This is a genomic window from Phycisphaeraceae bacterium (assembly GCA_020851465.1).
Taxonomy (GTDB): Bacteria; Planctomycetota; Phycisphaerae; order Phycisphaerales; family Phycisphaeraceae; genus JADZCR01.
Genome location: JADZCR010000003.1, coordinates 48,011 through 68,231 on the forward strand (window position 1 = coordinate 48,011; position 20,221 = coordinate 68,231).

A 20,221-nucleotide genomic window follows, 5' to 3' on the forward strand; every position below is an offset into this window, starting at 1 on the left:
CCGATGGGAGCAACCGCATGACGACTCTCCGTTGGGCCACACCACTGGTGCTGGCCGCCGCCGTTCTGACCGGCTGCCAACACTCAACCCCGACCGCCAGCAGCACAAGTGCCGTCGAAGCCCCGCCCGTACAGCCCGTACAGGTGGACACCTTGCAAAAGCTGGGCTACACACAGCGATGGGTTACTGATCTGACGATCCGTCCCAATGAATGGATCAGTCAGATCACGCTGCTCAACGATCAGTTGATCGTCATCCAGCAACCGTCAAACCTGGTGCGTGCCGTCAGCGTGCGTGATGGCTCAACCTTGTGGCGTAACGTCGTGGGTGAAGCGACGGATGAGTTATATGAACCGGTTCGCATTGGCAACCGGATTTACATCAACACCGGCCATCGTGTTTACGCCATTGCCGCTGACACAGGAACGAAGCTGAGCATCGGCGATCTGCAATCTTCCGTAGCCGATGGTCCCGCGGTCAGTGGTTTGAATCTCATTTTCGGCAGCCTCACAGGAAAGATTTTCGCGCATAGCACCGTCACCGGACACAGCGCGTGGGTGATGAGCACGCCGGAAGGCATTCTGGTCCGACCGGTGGTGGATGGGAACGACGTCTTCGTCGCGGATCGTGCTGGTAATTACAAGATGCTCTCGACCACGGGAGAACTGCTCTGGTACGGACGGGCGTTGGCGCAGATATCAGCCAAACCGATCCTCAACGCCAATGGTGTTTTTGTCGCCAGCGACGATCAGACGTTCCGAGCTTTGAATCGGATCAATGGTAAAGACCGCTGGACATACCGCGCAACGGCTGCTCTACGGGGATCGCCGACCGCACTGGGCGGCACTCTCTACCTGCCTCTGCCCACCGGTGAACTGGCTGCGATCGACCCTCTCAACGGAGCAGAGCTCTGGAAGTTACCCGGCAAACCGACCCCCCTGCTGCTCAATGACCAGAAACTTCTACTCTATACCTCCGCGAGCCTCCTGCTGGTGGATAACCAGTCGAGCAAGACACTCATGCAAGTGCCCATCGCCCCGGTTCAGAAGGTGATGGTCGGCCCGGACAACAGCCTGATCCTCATCGCGGCGGATGGCCAAGTTCAGCGTCTTGATAAGGGACAATAAATCCGTCATCTGCGACAAGACCCGATACCCCCGACAGCCTTGGACATGCCGATGCGGTACATTCCGAGTGATAGCCGACGTTCGGCATGTCTGGGCACCCCCGCCTGTTATTTTTGAGCTTCACACCATGTCCGATCTCGTTCGCATCAAGCGTGCTTTGATTTCCGTTTCCGACAAGACCGATCTGGTCCCATTTGCCAAGCGGTTGGCTGCACATGGGGTGCAGATCATCTCGACCGGCGGAACTGCTAAGACTCTTGAACAGGCTGGCGTCGTGGTCATGTCCATCGATCAGGTCACCCAGTTTCCTGAGATGATGGGCGGCAGACTCAAGACGCTCCACCCCCGTGTTCACGGCGGACTGCTCGCACTGCGGGATAACGCAGAGCATGTCCGCTCGATGAATGAGCACGGCATCGAAGCGATCGACCTGGTCTGCGTGAACCTGTACCCCTTTGAAAAAACAATTGCACAGCCCGGCGTCAGTGACGAACACGCCATCGAAAATATCGACATCGGCGGGCCAAGCATGATCCGATCGGCAGCGAAAAATCATCGCTTTGTAGCCGTCGTCACCGACCCCTCTCAGTATGACTTTGTCTGCCGTGATATTGACGATCATCAAGGCGCAACAACGCTGGACCTGCGTCGCAGGCTGGCGAACTCGGCATTCGCCCGCACCGCAGCCTATGACGCAGCAATTGCCGCATGGATGAGACAGCGCGAGTTTGGCGGCCCCAGCGGTGGACGGTTCCCGGATATTCTCGCGCCGCGATATAACCGCGTGCCCTACCAACTGCGCTACGGCGAAAATCCCCATCAGAACGGTGCGGTGTACGCTGATCCGAACTGGGACGAGGCCAACATCGTCCGGGCCAGGCAGCTTCACGGTATCCCGTTATCGTTCTGCAATCTTTACGATGCCGACGGAGCCTTGGAACTGGTAAAGGAAATCGACTCCTCCAGACACGCTGGAGCTGCGGTCATCAAACACGCGAATCCATGCGGTTTCGCGGTGGCGTCCGATCTACCGACTGCCTTTCAGAAGGCCTATGAAGGGGATCCGGTCGCGGCATTTGGCGGCATCATCGCGTTGAATCGTCCGGTCGATCTTGTCACCGCTGAAAAAATCACCGCGGTGAAGCACAAACTCGATGTGATCCTCGCCCCTTCGTTTGATGCGGACGCCTTAAAACTACTCCAGGACCGCTGGAAGAACACGCGTCTTCTGGCTGTGGGTCCATTGCCCGATCCAGCCCGCCGCACGACGGAAATGGCGTTGAAGCAAATTGCCGGGGGACTGCTTGCTCAGGACAAGGACCTTGCCCCGTTCGATCCAACCGAATGGAAACATGTCGCCGGCCCAGCGCCGAGTGATGCCACACTGGCTGACCTGCGGTTGGCAGCCATTGCGGTCAAGCATCTCAAGTCAAACGCGGTGTGCCTGGTGAAGGATCAGATGTTGATCGGTGCCGGCGCGGGGCAGATGGACCGACTGGCGAGTTGTCGCTTGGCGGTCGAGAAAGCCGGCCACCGGATTCAAGGTGCGGCTGCTGCGAGTGACGCATTTTTCCCCTTCCGAGATGGACCGGACATTCTCATCAAGGCAGGGGTCAAGTCGATCGTACAGCCCGGCGGCAGCGTCAAAGACGCCGACACCATTGCTGCATGCAATGAAGCAGGCATCACGATGTTATTTACCGGCCGGCGACACTTCCGGCATTGAAGTCGAATCCCACGACTACAGAAGTGCGCTGATTTCGGCTTTCATCTTGACCGCGGCGGCTTCAATTGCTCCCATCCAGTCATCAGTCGCCGGCTTTTCGTAAGCGTAAAGAACAGAACGGCTCGCGGTGATAATCGCGCCATGGCCATCAGCATTGAAGCACGCCCGCACATCATCAGCTTTGCCGCCCTGGGCACCGAATCCGGGAACCAGAAAAATCTGATGCGGCATCAGCTCGCGCAGTCGTCTGGCGTCTTCGGCTTTGGTTGCGCCGACCACTGCACCAAGCAGGCTGAAACCACTCTGCCCGATGTTTCCCGGCTGATCTCCAAGCCTGGCGATCAATGCCGCGACAGCATCAGCGACACTGCGACCATCGGCGAGTTGCAGCGTCTGTATCGCATCACCGCCGGGATTACTGGTGCGCACGAGGGCAAAGAGACCCTTCTGATGAGCGCGAGCAGCATCAATGAATGGCTGAATGCTGTCATCACCCAGGTATGCGTTGATCGTCAACGCGTCGGGCGCAGCAGGTTCATCCAGATCGGCAAACGGCGCATCGGTGAGGCAGCCCGCGGCATAATGCTCCGCGCTGATGCCGATGTCCCCGCGTTTCGCATCTCCGATGATGAGCAGACCAAGGTTGGCGGCTTCGTTGACGAGCGTATGGTAAAGCTGGACTCCCGGCCAAAGATAACGCTCAAAACAGGCGGACTGGAGTTTGATGCAGGCCGCATGAGGAGCGACGGCATGGAGAACGCCGGAACAATACTCATGAATGGCGGCAAGTCGGATGCCCGCATGAGGTGAGTCATCCGCATCCCGATGTTTGGCGCGAACAGATGAAGGCAGACGTTCCCAGACGGGGTCGATGCCGACACAGACCGGCGATCCCTTCTCGCGACACTTGGCCGTCAGACGGTCGGCGAATGATTCGATGGTAAATCTCCTGCGATTAACTTTCGACACCACGACCGAGTTGCGGTCGAAGCATCCACAAAAAGGCTGGCCCACCAATCAGAGCAGTAAAGATACCCATAGGCAGGCGTCCAATGTGAAGTTTATACGCAAGAATCGAGCTGGCCATATCCGCTCCGAGAATTAACACGGCACCGATCATGGCCGCAGCTACGATCAACGCGCGATGCGACGGCCCAAGCAGCAGTCTGGCGACATGCGGGGCGATAAGCCCGACAAACGAAATGGGGCCGGCCAGCACCACGGCTCCCGCGGCAAGCACTGTGGAAACGACAAACAGAATGACGCGCAACGCCCGCAGCGGAACACCGAGGCTCTCCGCCTCAACCTCGGAAAAGGTTGCAGCATCCATCGCCTGCCCCCAGATCAGCATGGTGATGATGGATAGCCCCGCAACTCCAGTGACCGCCAGGTACACCCAACGGTCGAGTCCTTCCTCGATATATCCCAGCATCCATCGCGCCACATCCTGCACCGCCCCACCGGGGACGAGTTGCTGGAGGATCATGATGAACGCGCCGCTGATCGTGCTGAGCACGACACCCACGAGTAACAAACCGATTGGATCAATCGTGCCGCGTCTGCGACTTGCGATAAAGACGACAAGCATGGTGACGCCGGCCCCTAGCGTGGCGCCGATCTGTGTGGCCCCCATATGACGATGAATGTAATACCCCAGCGCAAGCTGCGCCATGACCCCCACACCAGCTCCCGTGGAAAGACCGAGGATGAATGGCTCCGCCAGTGGATTGCGCAACAACGCCTGAAGGGCAACGCCGCTCACCGCCAGCGACGATCCAACAACGATGGCCGAAAACATCCGGAGGCGGCGCAGCTCCAGGACGGAATCATCTCCCGGCCAGCCGAAATCCTGAGTACCCACACAGAGGCGCAGGAGGGAGATGGCTGCCAGTATCAGCAGCAGCACCAGAAGAATCGCCGCGGTGCGCGCCAGCCCGTCGGACTTTGTGTCAGGGAGCAGGCCGGGTGACGTCATGGTGTGGCTGCTTTTCAGACGGCGCGGTTGCGGCATTGGCCGCCATCGCATGGTCAATCTGAGCTGCAAGCTCAGGGTGAATGGCTTTGGCGATCGCCACCGATACACGACCAATGGTTGTGCTGGGCAACATCGCAGCGGGATCGTTGATCAGATGAATTCGACCGTGAGTTACAGCCGGTACATCGAGCCCTTTCAGGTTGGAAAGCCGACTGTCGGTATCAATGGAGCCTAGAGCCGACGCGCCGGGAGAAACGATGAGAATCACGTCCGGCTTAAGCCCCAGCACCATCTCACGGTCGAGCGTGACGTAACCAAGTTTTTCGTCTTTGAGCACATTGATACCGCCAGCCCGCTTGATGAGTTCATCAAGGATGGTGTGAGGTCCGCTGCCTCCAAGCTCTGTTGTGCTGATCAGTGCGAGCACGCGAGGCTTGGGTTCAACCCCTGAGGTAAAGTCACTCAGCTTGGCGAGATCCATGAGCAACTTATATTTGACGTTCTGAGCCGTTTCCGTGATCTGGAAGTGATAACCAAGGCTCGGCTCATCCGGCTGCGTGGTCGGTATTACTTCCTCTCGGTAAAGAATGTTGGCAACCTCGCTGGTGTTATTCGGAGAGGGATAGGAGAGAAGATCGAACTTCTCCTTGTCCGCCAGTTCGCGCAGACGAGGCGGCACGCCATCCTTGCCCGTCATCATCACTACGACTGTCGGTCGGAGTCGAATGACCGCCTCGGAGTCGATATCCAGAAAATTGCCGACCTTGGGTATGTCGGCAGGCGCGACATTGTCGTTCTCCGCTACTCCGACGATGGCTGCTTTCTCACCAAGATCAATCAACATTTGCGTCAGTGCCGGCGCAAGGCTGATGATCCGCACCGGCTCGACAGTCGGCGTGATCTCCATATCCTCCGTCATCACTTCATCAGGCGGCTGATCGCAGCCAGCCAGCATCAGGATGCCGATCAACGGCAGAAGCAGAGTAAGTGCCCGGAATCGCATCAACATAGTCGTCATCCTAAATCCAGCGAGGGTAGCGTCAAAGCCGCTCAGGCAGACGCTCCACCGCCTGGGGAGGTCGTACCACGCTCAACCTTATCGGGTAAAGAGGGCGACTGCGCTTGTGAAGTTGACTTGGAACCGACATACACATCGTCAAACTCCGTTCCGTCAGCCGAGCGTCGCAGCAATAAATAAATCCACGTCTGTGCGGTGAAGTAATAACTGATGGCGTACGCGCCAAGGAGACCGACAAAAAGATAGGTCCAGACCATGATGAGGACCGCGGCCACCCGGCCCGTGGTTCGCAGCGATGACCATTCGGGGTTATATGCGAGGCGGCCGAAGTTCGGCTCACGGAAAAGCTGATCAAATCGGTCGATCCCTTCGGGCGAATTCATGAAAACACCCGCCCCCCAGCCCACAATCTGATGCGCCAAAAGCAGGGTCAGAAAAACCACCACAGCGACGAATAGATAGGTAATCGCACCATACACCAGTGCCGCCAGCGTATAGAAAAGGAGTTGCCACGGTCGGCCGGTGACATAGTTAAACGCACGGCTGTTGGCATCGAACCCGTCAGCACCATCCACCGCCACAGCCGGATACAGAAGGTTCGCCCCGAGCATCAACCCGATGAGCAGTAACACCACCGCGAAGCTCAACACGATAACAACTACAAACAGCAGACCGCCAAGGATATCCGTGACGAGATGAACTCCTGGAATACCAAAAAGAATCAACCCAAAGAGAAACAACACCAGACCAATGCTCGCTGCGACGACCAGAGGGATAACAGGCGCAAAAACCAGCGAAGGCCAACGCCTGACGGAAAACCGAATCGCCTCATTGGGATCAATTCGCTCATCCCGTGTAGCGTGAAGCGCAGCCATTCGAGCGATCGCCCCACCCAGGATGGTCCACAGAATAAATCCGATGGTGCAGAAAGCCGCAAAAAAACCCGGGTGCACGTCGAACAGCCAACCGGGGACCGTGATGAACATATCTTTCAGCGCCCCGATGACGCTCGCATTGCCATGCGATTCAAGGTGGTTGGAATTTTGAAGCATTGGCCGTTGCAATAATTCGCTGTATCCCAGATTCAGCGAAACTGCTGCGGTCAGCAGCCGCTCGAACGCATCAACCTCAAACCGTAACGCGGCGTCAAAGATGCCATCCGGTTCGATCTCCAGAACGGTAGCGATTCTCGCTCGACGTTTTGTTTCGATTTGCGCCAGCTCACGATCAAGAAACTCCCGAGTCGCGGAATCATTCGTTAAAGCCTTGGTCGCATTGGAACGCTGGGTGTTGTAATGAGCATTGATAAACTGAATCGCCATTGCGAATCGGTCGGGCGAGGTGATGAATTGATCGCGTGTCACGCTCCCCATATCAATGCCGTACACCGCCACGAGCAGATCGCTGCGGGAATCAAGCTCGCGGGCCTTGAGCCACTCGTTGAACTGTTCACGAGGCTCGGTACTGTGCTGGACGATCTCGCCGCGATAAACCACACGCCCCCAGATCGCATCCAGTAATCGCCCGCTCAGGTAGAGAAGGACCACCAGAAAAAGCGCGGTAAAAATCTTCGCAGGATGGATCGCCATGCGAAAGGAGCGGAAGAGCCGTAAGAACGGCAACAGCGACACCCAATCGATGCCTTCCAATTGCACTCGGTACGGGTTGACCTGACGTTCCGACATGAAGAACCCTTGAACCGACCTCGTGCCATCGACGTGACACATAGATCGGTAATTTGCTCGGTAACTTGCCCGGCAGATTACCCGGCGGTTTTACATTAGGGCACATAATAGCGAACGCCACGCATGGCGACGTTTGGCGGGGAGGAATGGACGCTCTAACTTGTTGTCATGCCTAGCGGTTTCTTTGTCTCTGACACGCTTTTTCCATCCACCGTTACGACAACGCAACGTGTTTCTCTTCTGCGCCAATTAGGGTATGCGGGGCTTGGCACCCGCATGAAGCACCCGAATGACGTAGAGACAGCAAAAATCCTGCTGGATCAAATGGATGCCCATAATCTCCATTTGCTCTCCGTTCAGATTTCCGGTGATGTGGCAACGGGGAAGTTTTCTGCTCCGTTGGTCGAAGTCACTCGACTTCTGGCCGACCGAGACACGCTGATCGAGCTCACACTGATGAGTTCGTCAATCCACGATCGCACCTCTGCGGCTCGTGCGGATGGCCGGGCTATCGACTTGATTCGTCGCGTACTCGACCTCGCAACTTCCAACGGTCTGCGTGTAGTGCTTCGTCCACAGGCTGGATCATGGCTGGAGTCCATTGAGCATGCAGTCAGACTTGGAATGCGTGTCAACCAAGCTGATCTTGGTCTGGTGTTCAGTTTGGTCGATGAACCCAACCTCAGCGATGAAGAACTCGAATCCCGGTTACAACTGGCTTTGCCTCGTTTATGCTCAGTCGCCATCAGCGATCCAACCGACCGCATTTACCATGACTTATTCAGTAAACTGATACGCGGCGGTTTTGCTGGACCGATCATGCTTCAACCGATCAAGACGATCAGCAATCTCAGCGAGTACCTCGCTGAGGCGATCACCGCGTACCGGGCAACAGTGTCACTCATCGGCTAGGGGGAACTGGCAATTATCGCTCCGCTCGATTAGACCTATCGCCCCACGGATGAAGACCGGACTATCCAACGCGGAACGAGTGCAGAAGTTGCCATGGGCACTGGCGGGCGATACTGCCAACATCGTCCACTTTTATCTAGCCCTTTCCGGCACGATTCTGCTGCTATTTCTCGATAAGCTCGGACTGGATAAAAAACAGATCGGCGTCGTGATCTCGATTTTTCCTTTTATCGATATTCTTGCGCTCTTCGTTCTGCCATGGGCCGCAAGAGTCGGTTACAAGCGTGTCTTTCTCTGGTTTTGGGGTGGGCGAAAGGTCATTCTCGCGAGCTTAATCGCGGCACCGTGGATTAAGGCCCACTACGGTACGCAGGTCACTTTTATTTTCGCCATCACGATCATCGTGCTTTTTTCCATCTGTCGATCGACCGCGGTCAGTGCGCAGAGTTCCTGGTCGCATGAGTTCATCCCTGCCACGATACGAGGCAAGTACACCGCGGTGCAGAGTATTCTGACCGTGTTGGCCGGCACCGCCACGACTGCGGCGGTCGGCTGGATGCTGGCCAGCGACGCACCACTGACTCGGTTTCAGATTCTTTTCACCATTGCAGCTTTCTTTGGCTTCGCCTCCACGCTGTTTTACAGCCGCGTCCCCGACGGCGAACCCCAACCAAACCTGGAAAAAGAGCATGGCCGCTGGGGACAAATCCTCAGTGCCTCGAAAGACCGTCGCCTGTGGACGTTCGAGATCGGAACCATGTGGGTGACGTTCGGCTGGCTGGCGATGGCGTCGTTCCTCCCGTTGTTCTACAGGCAGCAAGCCAACCTCAAAGCCAACCAGATTTTTTTCCTTGACTCAATCTATCTGGCTGCGGGGTTGCTGTCGTGCTTCCTCTGGGGCTGGGCAGCGGATCGTTACGGCGGCAAGCCGGTGATGATCCTGAACCTCATGTTGATGTCGATTTACCCGATAGGGCTGCTCCTGCTGCCGCTCAACAGCAATCTCACATTTACACTTGCAGTCATTCTGATTTTTGTTGTCGGTCTGGTTACACCAGGCTGGACAATCGGCTACGGTCGATACTTTTACGTCAACCTCGTGCCCCAGGAAAACCGTACCGGCTACATCGCCATTCACTCCGCGATCGTCGGCCTGAGCAGCGGTATCGTGCCCTTGGCCACCGGTGCCGTCCTCGATCTCGATTCGGTAAAAAATCTCATGGGAACTCTGGGGCCGATTCATATTCATGCCTGGACGCCTCTGTTCTTCGTATGTCTGAGCGGACTAGGACTTGGGGTCTGGACGCTGAGCCGCATGCCCGTATCAGGCGGAATCGAGACATCGCGATTCGTATCCATGTTCTTCCAGGGAAGTCCCTTGACCGCGCTGCAGGCGATGATCGCCTACCACCAATTCACCGGGCAGGAACCACAACGTGTCGCAACGATCGAGCGTCTCGGCCAATCACGCAGCCCCTTCTCCGTCAACGAACTCGTTGAAGGTCTGCGCGATCCGAGCTTCAACGTGCGCTATGAGGCTGTCATCTCCATCGCCCGTACCGCGCCGCACCATAGGCTCACCGAATCGCTCATCGAGGTCATGGAGGGTACTGACACCGACTTATCGCTGATGGCTGCATGGGGGCTGGGACGAATGGGTGATCCGGCGGCGATCAACTCCCTGCGCAAAGCACTCGACGGCAACTCGCGATTGCTCCGCGCTCGGGCTGCACGCGCACTGGCGATGCTGAGGGATCAAGACTCCGGCCCGCGAATATTTCAACTTTTCCGTGATGAGCAGGACATTCATGCGCGACTGAGCTTTGCTGCGGCACTCGGATCGCTTGATCGCACCGAAGCTCTGCCCGATCTCCTGGCTTTTCTCCGCGGACTTGAAATCGAGCGGTATCGGCGTGAGGCGGCACTGGCGGTCGCGACGATCCTCGGCGATGACGAACGAGCGGTTCGCCTTTGGCGTCGAATGACCGAAGATCCCGGTGATGCTCTGGCGGGCGTCGTACTGGGACTTCGGCGGCAGCTTTCCCGCCTCGTGAGTAACGCACAGACGCATAATCCCACTCTCGAACACGTCATCGTGCGAACCGCCAATTACTTCGGGAATGGCGATATGCAGCGAGGCGTTTCGGAGCTTCGTGTTCTGGCCGGAGCGGTAGAAAATGGGGTGTTCCGCTCCGCGGTCAAAATCGTTCTAGCCGATGCCGTGGACGCCATTGATCAATTTGGTGAAACACGAATGGAATACGTCATCCTCGCAGTTCACTGCATGCACATCGGCGTCGAAGAATCGGCGTAATCGCACACTCTGGTCATCCCGCACCAATACCTTTTGCCCAAGTTCACTCGATACCCGCTGTGTGTATCGAAAAACTCACGTGTTGGCATAGCTGTTGCGTATGACTTTTTTGGTCTTAGGCAGTTATGCGCCTTGCGCGAACAGCAGAAGACAAAGAAATTGGAGACATAAAACACCCCAAAAGACGGCAAAATCTTGTAAATAATGCGGAACCTGTTGTGATTTTGAGTTGGCTATTGTTTGAAATCGAAAGATAGCCAGGTTAATTCAAAGTCTCAAGATTCAGGTTGAGTAGTGGTATTAAAATCACACCCCTGTTCCAAAATAAAACATATCTCTCTAACCCATTGACGACCGAATGCTTATTGAGAATAGCAATCGCTCGATGGTTTCAACATCACACCCATGAACTGAGCTTTCAATATTTTCTCATTTTGAATTTGCTGTTTTTCCACGGGTTTAAACCACAACGTGATTGACCCCGGTTATCTGGCACGGGGTTTGTCTCCTACACGTCGGCTGTCTGACTCACGGGTTCACTTCAACCTTCCGTGGGTAGATGGCTTGGGACCGTAAAAGTTTTACACGTCATTCAAAGAAGGAGGAGAAAATGACTCGTTGGAACCAGACAATCGCACAGTTCGCGCTGGCCCTGAGTGCTGCCTATCTTCTGCTGACAGCGACCGCAGCGTCAGCTGCACCAAACATTCCCGGAAGCTACGCTCTTGAAGGCGATATCACCGCCTATGGCGTTGAGGTTCATCCTAACGCCTCATTTGTAGGTCCAGCCGGTGCCCACATGGAATCTTCACCTCCCGGCCCGCCGATCGTCGATGCCACTCCGCCGTCATACGGCTACTTCACAAACCTGCGGTTCAACCCAAGTGAGCTGGTCAAATTCGGCGTCCTGCAATCGCTCTCTTTCGACTATGAGATCGTCTCCGGCGGATTTGGCGGCGGTTCACTTCGCGCGTTTCTGGTTGTTGACATCAACAACAATGGCATCGAAGAAATCGGTGCCAACGGCGCGGGAAACCCCAATGCCATGGGTGATGACATTCTCATGGTGACGCCCTATCTGGTTGACACCATCGGCTATCCGGCCCCTGGAACCTATTCCACCGGCAACCTGCTCAATACGCCGAACTCCGACACCGACGCATGGTACGTAGCATATGGCTCCGGGCTGGCCCCCGGTGCTCCGTTGACCTCGGGTAACTACACCTACTCCGCGATCAAAGCTGCCTATACAAACTACAATGTGCTGAGCCTCACGGTGGTCCATGACGCCATCAACAACGCCGTGTTTGAAGTGCAGAATCTCTCGCTCACGCCGGAACCTGCTTCGCTCACCCTGATCGGACTGGGCGGCATGCTCATGCTTCGCCGGACTCGCCGAAGCGCCTGAGCGAGAGCTGAGAAAACCAACTCATCGCAAGCGCGGGAAGACGGCAAGACCGTCTTCCCGCTGTTTTGCCTGAGTCCCAGCGGTAATCACACGTCATTCAAATGCAGAGCCTGGTCCTCAGCGTGGTAGCTTGATCGAACCAGCGGGCCGGACTCGACATGACGAAAACCAAGCGCCTCGCCGTATTCCTTGTAATGGGCAAACTGGGCGGGCGTCACCCAGCGGGTGATGGGTAGATGATCGCGGGTCGGCTGGAGGTACTGCCCCACGCTCAGAATGTCGCAGCTTGATCGCTCAACGATATCGCGCATGACCTCTTCCACCTCGTCGTCGGTCTCGCCGATACCAACCATGATTCCCGTCTTAGTGGTCAGCCCCTGTTCTTTCCCCCGGCGAAGTAATTCGATCGAGCGATCGTATTTCGCCTGCGGGCGAACAACGCGGTAGAGGCGGCGAACCGTTTCCATGTTGTGGTTGAGTATTTCCGGCTTTTCGTCAATCACCAGTTGAAGTGCGTCCCAGTTTCCGCAGAAGTCGGGAATCAGCACTTCGATGCTGGTACCGGGCGACGCCTCCCGTGTGCGACGGATCGTCTCCGCCCACAGGGCCGCCCCGCCGTCAGGAAGCTCGTCACGATTCACGCTGGTGATCACGATGTGTCGCAGCCGCATGAGGGCAACCGTCTTGGCAACGCGGCGAGGCTCATCCGTGTCATATTCGGGAGGCTTACCGGTCGCGATATGGCAGAATCCGCACGACCTCGTACACACGTCACCGAGGATCATGATCGTGGCGGTACCACGCGACCAGCACTCGCCCATATTCGGACACTTGGCTGATTCGCAGACGGTGTGCAACCGATGCTCATCAATGATCGAGCGTAATCGTTGGTAACCCGCGCCGCCGGGAAGTCGGGCGCGCAGCCAGTCCGGTTTGCGGCGGCGAATGTAGTCGCGGCCTGCGTTATCAATAATCAGGTGTGAAAGTGATACGGGCATTTCCTAGAGTTTAGCTTGCCGTGGCTGACGAGTCTTTCTAGCATGGCCTCCATGCTGCGTGGCTTGGCCGCCCTCACAGTGACGTTGCTCGCCATCAACGGCTGCGCACCACCCGCCAGCCAGGGCACACTCGATTCCGACAACCCTGCCGCCAAACTCTACGCCGTGCGCAAAGCGGGTGAAGCAGGTGACAAGTCCGCCATCCCCAAATTAGTAGAAGCCCTCGACAACGATGATCCCGCCGTCCGCATGATGGCAATCCATGCCCTAGAAAAAATCACAGGAGAACGGCTGGGATTCAATCCCTACGGCAGCGTGAACGAACGCCGTGAGTGCGTGGATGCGTGGGAACAGGCTGTCCGTGACGGCCGTTTCGGGCTGAACCCCGCCGTTTCTCAGCCGTCCGCTCAAAGCAAGCCGTCGTCATAGGACTTGCCCGTTTCTTTTGGTCGCAAGCGAAAACGCCTGTTCGGTCGATATTTCAGACTGCCCGGCTATTGTGTATGGAGTGGCCACGCCCCCTGATGTGACACCCCCATGCCAGAATCCGCTGATATCACGATCTGCATATTGAGCCAGGCTCGGTATCTCTCGGTCGTCCGGGCAGCGATAGAGGCTGCTGCATTGCGCATGGGGTTGGATGAAGAACAGGCAGGCAAAGTGACCCTGGCTGCCGACGAAGCGATGACCAATGTCATCCGACACGGCTACAAAGGAGAGAAGAACCGGCCGATCTGGGTGCGGATCACGCCTGTAACGCGCGACGGTGCGTCGGGTATGGAAATCATCATTGACGACGAATGCACAGGTGTGGACCTAACGAGAATCAAGGGACGCGCATTGGAGGAGGTTCGTCCGGGCGGACTGGGTGTTCACATCATCACGGGGGTCATGGATGAAGTGGAATACCTGGCGCGACCCGGCGGCAAGGGAATCCGCCTGAGAATGCTCAAGCTGGCTAAACCAGCCGTCACAGCCATGACGAAAATCTGAATGCGGAAAAAGCAAATCTGATGTAGCATGATCTTTCAGCATCTTCCGAAGTGTGCGATAAAGGCAGTGTGCAATGGCGAAGTCGGACGTAATCATCACCAAGCAGCAACCGCTGGATGACGGCATGATGGTCAGCATCCACGGCGAAATTGATTTCAGTCGATCACCCGATCTGCGCAGCGAACTTCTGACTCTGCTGGGCAATAAGCCCGGTCGGATGGTGCTCGATCTTTCCGGCGTCCCCTACATGGACAGCTCAGGTGTGGCGACACTCGTCGAGGTACTGCAAATCCAGCGCAAAGCCAGCAGTAAGCTCGTCCTCTGCGGTCTCCAGCCCAAGGTGCGAGGAATCTTCGAGATCGCCCGCCTTAATCTGGTCTTTACGATCGTGGATAACTGCGACACCGCAGCCAAAGCCTGATTGTTCCAATCGCCTTCGCTGAACGGAAACCATGTCCCAAGCTGACGTACACGATGCAGCTCATGCGCCTCATCGTTCCGGCGCGATCATTCGCGGGCTCAACGCGCTTGGCAGGCCGGTGGTCAATGGGATCGCGTACATCGGGGGTTTGGCGACGTTGCTTTCGCAGACGGGCGGGTGGATCTACCGGAGCATGATTCTCCGTCAGGTCCGCGTCGGACGACCGGCGATTTACTCACAAATGGTCCGGCTTGGCGTGCGATCCGTCGGCGTCATCTGCCTCGTCAGCGCGTGCATCGGCCTCATCCTCGCCTTTCAGATGGCACCACCGCTGGCGGAGTACGGCCAGACGGAAAAGGTCGCCAACATCGTCGGTATTGCCGTATTTCGAGAATTGGGGCCGCTCATCAGCGCGATTGTCCTCACCGGTTTCGCGGGTGCTTCTGTCGCTGCGGAGATCGGCACGATGGTCGTCGGAGAAGAAGTCGAGGCCCTACAAGCTCACGCCCTGAATCCCATCCGCTTTCTCGTCGTGCCTCGTGTGCTGGCTACGATCGTCGCTCTGCTCGTCCTCTGCGTGCTGGGGGATATGGTGGCTGTCATCAGCGGATGGATCACCGGGGTCATGGTCCTCGATATCCCATCAAAGGTGTATATCAGCAATACGATCGAGCAACTCGACCTTGCTGACTTCCTGACCGGGTTATGGAAGGCCGGCGTCTTCGGAGGCATCATCGGCGGGATCGCCTGCTACAACGGCCTCAAAGTCGAGGGCGGCGCGGCTGGTGTCGGACGAGCTACGACCAACACCGTCGTCCATTCGATTGTGTCGATCATCTTCACGGACATGCTGTTCACGATCGTTTTCTACAAGCTCGGCTGGACGTGATCCCTATCAAGCTATACCGAAAACCAACCTTCGGCTCCATAACGACATTTCCAGCCCTCCGAACAAGCCGCATTCGCGCCAGATACGGTTCGGGTTACCGTCCGAGAAAAGCTGCTTTCCTACCGTCGTAGATATTCAGAGCTGGGATTTTGATATGTATTGAGGACTTACCCAACGAGGTATTATAGGCCATTGGATAAAAATTGTTGATATAACAATTTGTTATTAAAATACTTGCGTATTTTTTACTAATTTACTTGCTTTTTGCATTTCTTGCATTATTCTTGACCTGTCGGGATACTAATCTCGACACTTGTAAATTAGGAAGCTGGGGGCAGGGAATTGTTTCCCTGAAACACATCTTCTGATCGTCTTGAAATAACAAAGAGAGGGATTCATATGACATTGCATTCACGCATTGCGACGTTGGTCGCGGGTTGTGCGCTTTCATGCAGCACAGCCGCGATGGCCGTACCGACGCTTCAACTTGATATCACCGGCGGGGTGTACGATCCCGTGTCTGAAACGGTGGTCGCTTCGTCCAATCCGTTCATCCTGACGGCCTTGGTCAAAGGTGATCCTTCCACGTTCAACTTCACACGGGACTATTTCGTTTCCGCCGCGGTTTTTCCCCCGCCGGATTCAAGCGGTGCCACTCTGGGCAGCTTTAACTTTGGCGGCACGGTGGTGAACGCCACCGCCGACATGGTCTATGGCACTCCGCCGAGTGAGGCAAATATTGCGTTCGACGCCAATGACTTGTCCAAGCACGGCGTATTCCCGACGTTTTTCAAGGAGTTTCAGTTTAACTTTGTGCCCGGCCAGACCAATGCACCCTACAACAGCGAAGATGACACCGGCGACGGTCCGCTCGTTCATCCTGGATTGGGTGCTCTGTATTACTCCTGGGTCGTGGATGTTTCAGGGTTAGATCCGGGTAGTATCGTTCACTTTGATCTTTATAACGAAGTCGTCCGTACCGGTGGAGATATCGATCGTGACGATTTTGCTCCGTTCTCTCACGATGCGGAAAGCGCCCCCAGTACTGGTCCGGGGACGGGCACGCCGCCCAACCCACCCGCCATTCCTGAGCCTGTAACAGCGATGCTTGGCGGCTTGGCACTACTCGCCGCCGGCTTTGGCGCAACACGACGCAGCTCCCGCTGACCGACTTTTGTTTGACCTCTTTCCGCGCATAAAAAAGGGCCTGCATACGCAGGCCCTTTTTCTTTTCGCTATTTCACAACTTGGGAAAACCAAGCCCGCAGCTAACTCAAGCCTTGGTGACTTCCACAAAGCGGCTGACGCTCTTGAGATCGGTTAGCACATCAAGCGTAGCCACGATGGTCTTGCTCGTGCCAGGCTCAGCAGCCACGGGATGCTGCTTGACCACGTTGACATCCCAGAAGCGACCGCCGCGACGGTTTTGACGGAAGTGCGTCTGCCTCGCCTTGCGCAGCCGCTCGTTATCCTTCTTTACCGACTTGTCTTTGCTAAGCAGCCGGACGATGGTCTTGCTGGCCGCTGCGTTTGTCGGCCTCTTGACGACCTTGACCTGGACTTTGCTACCGGGGGCAATCTTATCGAGCATGGCTGATTTCCTTGGCGGCTTCAGTGCGATCCGATTCCGCCGTTTGCATAATGTGCCCTATCGGGCGAGCCCTAAAGTATCGCGGAAAATGACTTCTCCGTCAACGCGCGGCTCGCAGAAGCTTACGGCAGGGCTTTACGAACCCGGAAAACCAGCTCTGGCGGCGTACCAATATCAGCCACGACGATCTGTCCCACATATTGTGACGCCGCTTTGTTACCAAAACCTCGCTTGGCTGAAACAAAGGTCACGGTGGTGTCCGCCTCCACTGTCACTTCCGCCGGCATGCCCGTATCACAATCCAGACCTGACGGCACATCCACAGCGATGGTGGTCCATCTACGATCGATATTCATACTCTCGATCACCGCACGAAAATGCGGGCGGAGTGAGCCGGTGAAACCTGTTCCCAACAGGGCATCGACGACTACTGCGTACGTTTCCCAGTTCGGAGCGGCCTTCCGCTCCTGCTCGTCTCGAATCATCCGTAACGGCAAACCCATTCGTGCAGCAACGGTGGCGAATATCAGGGCATCGCCTCGCAGCTCCCCCGGATCACGAGCGGGAAAAATCTCAACGGTTATTCCCGCGTTATGCAGATAACGGGCTACGACGTACCCATCGCCGCCGTTATTACCCGCGCCGCACACCACCGCGACACGATTTTGAGTAATCGCATCGGAAGGCAATCGCTTGAGCTGATTCAACACGACCTGAGCAACTGCGCTGCCAGCATTCTCCATCAGCACAGCACCGGGAATCCCCAACTCATCGATGGCGATTCGATCCAGCAACCGAACCTGTTCGCGGCTGAGTGTTTCCATTTCTCAACCCTATCCTGCAACGGCCTGATAAGCCGTCGCATGACAAACGATACAGGCGATCTGCTCACGAAGTCAGTCAGCGACAACTCAGACGCTGGCTGCGGGAGCATTGGTCGTCACTTTCCCCGGAAACCGTGTGCCTTTGCGGATCAAGGCTATGACGCGGATGACCTCGCGCACCGACTCGCTGGTGATTACCTGCGGCTCGCCGCGTCGGATCACGCCAAACACGTTGTCATAAAAATTGCACGACACTGGCGCGGTTGCATCGACCGTTTTTTCCTGCCAGGGGAGTTTGTCCGCATTGCCGTATTTGCGATCCGCAGCCGGACCATCGACTACTTCCAGAGGAGGTGCAGCCTGGGGATCGAACCAGCGAATCGTCGATTTTGCGCCATCCATCACCAAGGTGCCGCAAGTGCCGCTGAGCACCCACTTATAAGGGGCAGTTCCGAGGTTCTGCGCTGATGACACTTCCATATCGATGGTCACGCCGTTTTCCGCACGCATGAGTGCCTTAACGTGGTCTTCGACATCTCCTGCCGACGCAATCTGCTGGAGGTCCCCCAGGCAATCCTTGATCGGAGCACCTGCAAACTGGATCGCCTGATCAATCGAGTGTGGGCAGGTGTTGTTCAAGACACCGCCGCCATTGCGTACCAGTGTCTGCCAATCGTTGCGACGGGAAAAATTGATCAAGCTGTATCGGATGTGATACAAGCGGCCGAGAATACCGGACTCAATCACGCCTTTGAGATGGTGAAACTCCGGGAAAAATCGATAGTTCTGGTGAACAAACAGCTTCTTGCCCGTTTCGTTGGCGACACGGATCATGCTGTCCGCCTCGGCCACACTCATCGCCATCGGTTTTTCAACGACGACATGCTTGCCTGCCTTGAGTGATTTTTTCGTGTCACTGCAGTGCATGACCGAAGGCGTCGCAATCACCACGACCTCGATATCCGATTGCTTCAGCACACGGGAAAGACTCGTGTAGGTCTTGCACCCGAAAGCAACCGCGGCTTCGTCTCGCCGTTCCTGGACGGGATCGACCACTGCCACGATTTTGGCGTCCGCACGATCACGCAGCGACTTGACGTGAATGTCCCATCCCGCCCGGCCAAGCCCCACGACGGCATAACGAATCGGTTCACTACTCATGGTTTAAATCCTTCATCTGAAGTTAGATTGAAAATCGAACCCGTCATTATCAGGAGACCGCAGAGAGGATCAACTTTGCCCGAAATGAAAACCAGACAAAATTCGACGTGGAGGAAATATTTTAGCAATCCTGCTCAGACATTATTCGGTAACCTCTTGAATTAGCAGATATTACAACACCACGTCTGCCCTCACGTAAATCATGTACTGAAAATCGATTTATTTACGGCCGTCGCAAAACCACCACTGATGCCAGCCCTGTCACAATGAGTACGATTGCTTCGAGTGCGCGGTCAACCAGTGTCGCCACCATCGCAACCGCCCATAGTGATGGATCGATGACGGACGCCATCACTGCGACCGCCCATTCACGCAAGCCCAGTCCGTTGGGTGTGACGCTAAGCAGATTCACCACGGCTATTCCCCCCGCCATTGCTAAGGCAGCGGATGGTGAAATTTCCCGGCCGACGATCTGAAACGACACCCATACCCGTAACGCAGTCAACGCCAGATCGAGTGCTTTTAACGGGGCCCATGACCAGGCTGATACGAGTGGGCGGCGAAGCATTCCTTTTGCGATTGGAGATGTCACCAGGGCGCACCCTACCACGCCGACGATAGTTGCCGTCAATGCAAACCCTTGGCTGAAATGTCCGCTCAGACCGACCAGCGTCAAGGCAACGACACCCGAAACCACGGTGCTCACCGATACCACCACCAATTGGATGGCAACCGATTGCATCACCGGCAGATTGTTGCGGGCTTTGAGATAAGCAGCTCTGCTGATAGAACCGGCTTGAATTCCGAGATAATTCAACAATCCGCTTGCGGCGACCAATGCCCGCATCTGTGTCCATGTCACCGGCGGATGAGTGTCGAAAGATTTTGTCACCACCCAGAACAGCGTCGCCGTCACCAGAATGTTGGCGACCACCGCTGTGAGAATGGCCGTAACCTGCCACGGCGCAGCACTCTTGAGCAGCGAAAGATCGACATGTCTCAACGCAAACCAAGCCGCAGCTGCCACCAGTACCATACCGAGAGCCAGTCCGGCAAACCGCATCCACAACGGCCTTTTCACCAGTGCCATACGGCAAATCGTAACCGACTATAAAAGTCTCAGACGGCATGATCGAATCGACATAAGCGGGTCTCTTTCGCATCTCTTTCCGATTTTTC

Annotated in this window: 19 protein-coding genes; 10 read left to right on the top strand and 9 right to left on the bottom strand. The window is 56.2% G+C overall.

From position 1 onward, the window contains the following. Nucleotides 1–17: 17 nt before the first annotated feature. The gene (locus IT444_03585) at nt 18–1,127 is read left to right on the top strand and encodes a PQQ-like beta-propeller repeat protein (protein MCC7191844.1); all 1,110 of its coding nucleotides are present in this window, start codon (nt 18–20) and stop codon (nt 1,125–1,127) included. 145 nt (nt 1,128–1,272) lie between these two features. Next, nucleotides 1,273–2,853 (top strand): bifunctional phosphoribosylaminoimidazolecarboxamide formyltransferase/IMP cyclohydrolase, encoded by a 1,581-nt coding sequence (purH, locus tag IT444_03590; protein ID MCC7191845.1) that lies wholly within the window; start codon nt 1,273–1,275, stop codon nt 2,851–2,853. 15 nt (nt 2,854–2,868) lie between these two features. Here the strand turns inward: purH and pyrF are convergent, their stop codons facing one another. From pyrF to IT444_03610, 4 genes are read right to left on the bottom strand one after another with little or no spacing between them, the layout of a single operon-like run. Further along, entirely contained in the window at nt 2,869–3,822 is a 954-nt protein-coding gene (pyrF, locus tag IT444_03595; GenBank protein ID MCC7191846.1) for an orotidine-5'-phosphate decarboxylase, read from the bottom strand. Further along, nucleotides 3,809–4,828 carry an iron ABC transporter permease gene (locus IT444_03600; GenBank protein ID MCC7191847.1) on the bottom strand — a complete coding sequence of 340 codons (1,020 nt, stop codon included), beginning with the start codon at nt 4,826–4,828 and terminating at the stop codon, nt 3,809–3,811. The genes pyrF and IT444_03600 overlap by 14 nt, the downstream gene beginning before the upstream one ends. Further along, complete coding sequence (locus IT444_03605) at nt 4,803–5,846, bottom strand: ABC transporter substrate-binding protein (GenBank protein MCC7191848.1); 1,044 nt, start codon at nt 5,844–5,846, stop codon at nt 4,803–4,805. Before IT444_03605 ends, IT444_03600 begins: the two co-directional genes overlap by 26 nt. Before the next feature lie 32 nt (nt 5,847–5,878). Beyond that, nucleotides 5,879–7,531 (bottom strand): hypothetical protein, encoded by a 1,653-nt coding sequence (locus IT444_03610; GenBank protein ID MCC7191849.1) that lies wholly within the window; start codon nt 7,529–7,531, stop codon nt 5,879–5,881. Between the two features lie 168 nt (nt 7,532–7,699). On the opposite strand from IT444_03610, the gene IT444_03615 reads away from it, so the two are divergent. From IT444_03615 to IT444_03625, 3 genes are all read left to right on the top strand, one after another. Next, nucleotides 7,700–8,443 carry a hypothetical protein gene (locus tag IT444_03615; protein MCC7191850.1) on the top strand — a complete coding sequence of 248 codons (744 nt, stop codon included), beginning with the start codon at nt 7,700–7,702 and terminating at the stop codon, nt 8,441–8,443. Between the two features lie 49 nt (nt 8,444–8,492). After that, complete coding sequence (locus IT444_03620; GenBank protein ID MCC7191851.1) at nt 8,493–10,757, top strand: MFS transporter; 2,265 nt, start codon at nt 8,493–8,495, stop codon at nt 10,755–10,757. Between the two features lie 610 nt (nt 10,758–11,367). Beyond that, nucleotides 11,368–12,165 (top strand): hypothetical protein, encoded by a 798-nt coding sequence (locus IT444_03625; GenBank protein ID MCC7191852.1) that lies wholly within the window; start codon nt 11,368–11,370, stop codon nt 12,163–12,165. A gap of 86 nt (nt 12,166–12,251) precedes the next feature. Here the strand turns inward: IT444_03625 and lipA are convergent, their stop codons facing one another. Then, nucleotides 12,252–13,163 carry a lipoyl synthase gene (gene lipA / locus IT444_03630; GenBank protein MCC7191853.1) on the bottom strand — a complete coding sequence of 304 codons (912 nt, stop codon included), beginning with the start codon at nt 13,161–13,163 and terminating at the stop codon, nt 12,252–12,254. A 51-nt stretch (nt 13,164–13,214) separates the two neighbouring features. On the opposite strand from lipA, the gene IT444_03635 reads away from it, so the two are divergent. The 5 genes from IT444_03635 (at nt 13,215) to IT444_03655 (ending at nt 16,633) form a co-directional block, all read left to right on the top strand. Next, nucleotides 13,215–13,592, top strand: a complete 378-nt coding sequence (locus tag IT444_03635; protein ID MCC7191854.1) for a HEAT repeat domain-containing protein — start codon at nt 13,215–13,217, stop codon at nt 13,590–13,592. Between the two features lie 108 nt (nt 13,593–13,700). Continuing rightward, nucleotides 13,701–14,156 (top strand): ATP-binding protein, encoded by a 456-nt coding sequence (locus tag IT444_03640; protein MCC7191855.1) that lies wholly within the window; start codon nt 13,701–13,703, stop codon nt 14,154–14,156. A gap of 73 nt (nt 14,157–14,229) precedes the next feature. Next, on the top strand, nt 14,230–14,577 hold the full coding sequence (locus IT444_03645) for an STAS domain-containing protein (GenBank protein ID MCC7191856.1): 348 nt from the start codon (nt 14,230–14,232) through the stop codon (nt 14,575–14,577). A gap of 31 nt (nt 14,578–14,608) precedes the next feature. Continuing rightward, nucleotides 14,609–15,466 (top strand): ABC transporter permease, encoded by an 858-nt coding sequence (locus tag IT444_03650; GenBank protein MCC7191857.1) that lies wholly within the window; start codon nt 14,609–14,611, stop codon nt 15,464–15,466. 399 nt (nt 15,467–15,865) lie between these two features. Then, nucleotides 15,866–16,633, top strand: coding sequence for a choice-of-anchor N protein (locus tag IT444_03655; protein ID MCC7191858.1), 768 nt, complete (start codon nt 15,866–15,868; stop codon nt 16,631–16,633). A 106-nt stretch (nt 16,634–16,739) separates the two neighbouring features. On the opposite strand, the gene IT444_03660 is transcribed toward IT444_03655, so the two are convergent. The 4 genes from IT444_03660 to IT444_03675 all read right to left on the bottom strand — a co-directional run bounded on the left by IT444_03660 (nt 16,740) and on the right by IT444_03675 (nt 20,132). Next, entirely contained in the window at nt 16,740–17,057 is a 318-nt protein-coding gene (locus IT444_03660) for a hypothetical protein (protein ID MCC7191859.1), read from the bottom strand. Nucleotides 17,058–17,179: 122 nt separating this feature from the next. Next, complete coding sequence (locus tag IT444_03665) at nt 17,180–17,881, bottom strand: NAD(P)H-hydrate epimerase (GenBank protein MCC7191860.1); 702 nt, start codon at nt 17,879–17,881, stop codon at nt 17,180–17,182. Between the two features lie 87 nt (nt 17,882–17,968). After that, nucleotides 17,969–19,042 carry a Gfo/Idh/MocA family oxidoreductase gene (locus IT444_03670; protein ID MCC7191861.1) on the bottom strand — a complete coding sequence of 358 codons (1,074 nt, stop codon included), beginning with the start codon at nt 19,040–19,042 and terminating at the stop codon, nt 17,969–17,971. Nucleotides 19,043–19,265: 223 nt separating this feature from the next. Continuing rightward, nucleotides 19,266–20,132: a flippase-like domain-containing protein gene (locus IT444_03675; GenBank protein MCC7191862.1), complete on the bottom strand. Its 867-nt coding sequence runs from the start codon at nt 20,130–20,132 to the stop codon at nt 19,266–19,268. Nucleotides 20,133–20,221 lie beyond the last annotated feature (89 nt).

Bases quoted from the DNA above. Each gene is read 5' to 3' on its own strand.
- IT444_03585 (MCC7191844.1), top strand. From the start codon at position 18: ATGACGACTCTCCGTTGGGCCACACCACTGGTGCTGGCCGCCGCCGTT.
- IT444_03600 (MCC7191847.1), bottom strand. From the start codon at position 4,828: ATGACGTCACCCGGCCTGCTCCCTGACACAAAGTCCGACGGGCTGGCG.
- IT444_03605 (MCC7191848.1), bottom strand. From the start codon at position 5,846: ATGACGACTATGTTGATGCGATTCCGGGCACTTACTCTGCTTCTGCCG.
- IT444_03610 (MCC7191849.1), bottom strand. From the start codon at position 7,531: ATGTCGGAACGTCAGGTCAACCCGTACCGAGTGCAATTGGAAGGCATC.
- IT444_03615 (MCC7191850.1), top strand. From the start codon at position 7,700: ATGCCTAGCGGTTTCTTTGTCTCTGACACGCTTTTTCCATCCACCGTT.
- IT444_03620 (MCC7191851.1), top strand. From the start codon at position 8,493: ATGAAGACCGGACTATCCAACGCGGAACGAGTGCAGAAGTTGCCATGG.
- IT444_03625 (MCC7191852.1), top strand. From the start codon at position 11,368: ATGACTCGTTGGAACCAGACAATCGCACAGTTCGCGCTGGCCCTGAGT.
- lipA (MCC7191853.1), bottom strand. From the start codon at position 13,163: ATGCCCGTATCACTTTCACACCTGATTATTGATAACGCAGGCCGCGAC.
- IT444_03635 (MCC7191854.1), top strand. From the start codon at position 13,215: ATGCTGCGTGGCTTGGCCGCCCTCACAGTGACGTTGCTCGCCATCAAC.
- IT444_03640 (MCC7191855.1), top strand. From the start codon at position 13,701: ATGCCAGAATCCGCTGATATCACGATCTGCATATTGAGCCAGGCTCGG.
- IT444_03645 (MCC7191856.1), top strand. From the start codon at position 14,230: ATGGCGAAGTCGGACGTAATCATCACCAAGCAGCAACCGCTGGATGAC.
- IT444_03650 (MCC7191857.1), top strand. From the start codon at position 14,609: ATGTCCCAAGCTGACGTACACGATGCAGCTCATGCGCCTCATCGTTCC.
- IT444_03655 (MCC7191858.1), top strand. From the start codon at position 15,866: ATGACATTGCATTCACGCATTGCGACGTTGGTCGCGGGTTGTGCGCTT.
- IT444_03660 (MCC7191859.1), bottom strand. From the start codon at position 17,057: ATGCTCGATAAGATTGCCCCCGGTAGCAAAGTCCAGGTCAAGGTCGTC.
- IT444_03665 (MCC7191860.1), bottom strand. From the start codon at position 17,881: ATGGAAACACTCAGCCGCGAACAGGTTCGGTTGCTGGATCGAATCGCC.
- IT444_03670 (MCC7191861.1), bottom strand. From the start codon at position 19,042: ATGAGTAGTGAACCGATTCGTTATGCCGTCGTGGGGCTTGGCCGGGCG.
- IT444_03675 (MCC7191862.1), bottom strand. From the start codon at position 20,132: ATGGCACTGGTGAAAAGGCCGTTGTGGATGCGGTTTGCCGGACTGGCT.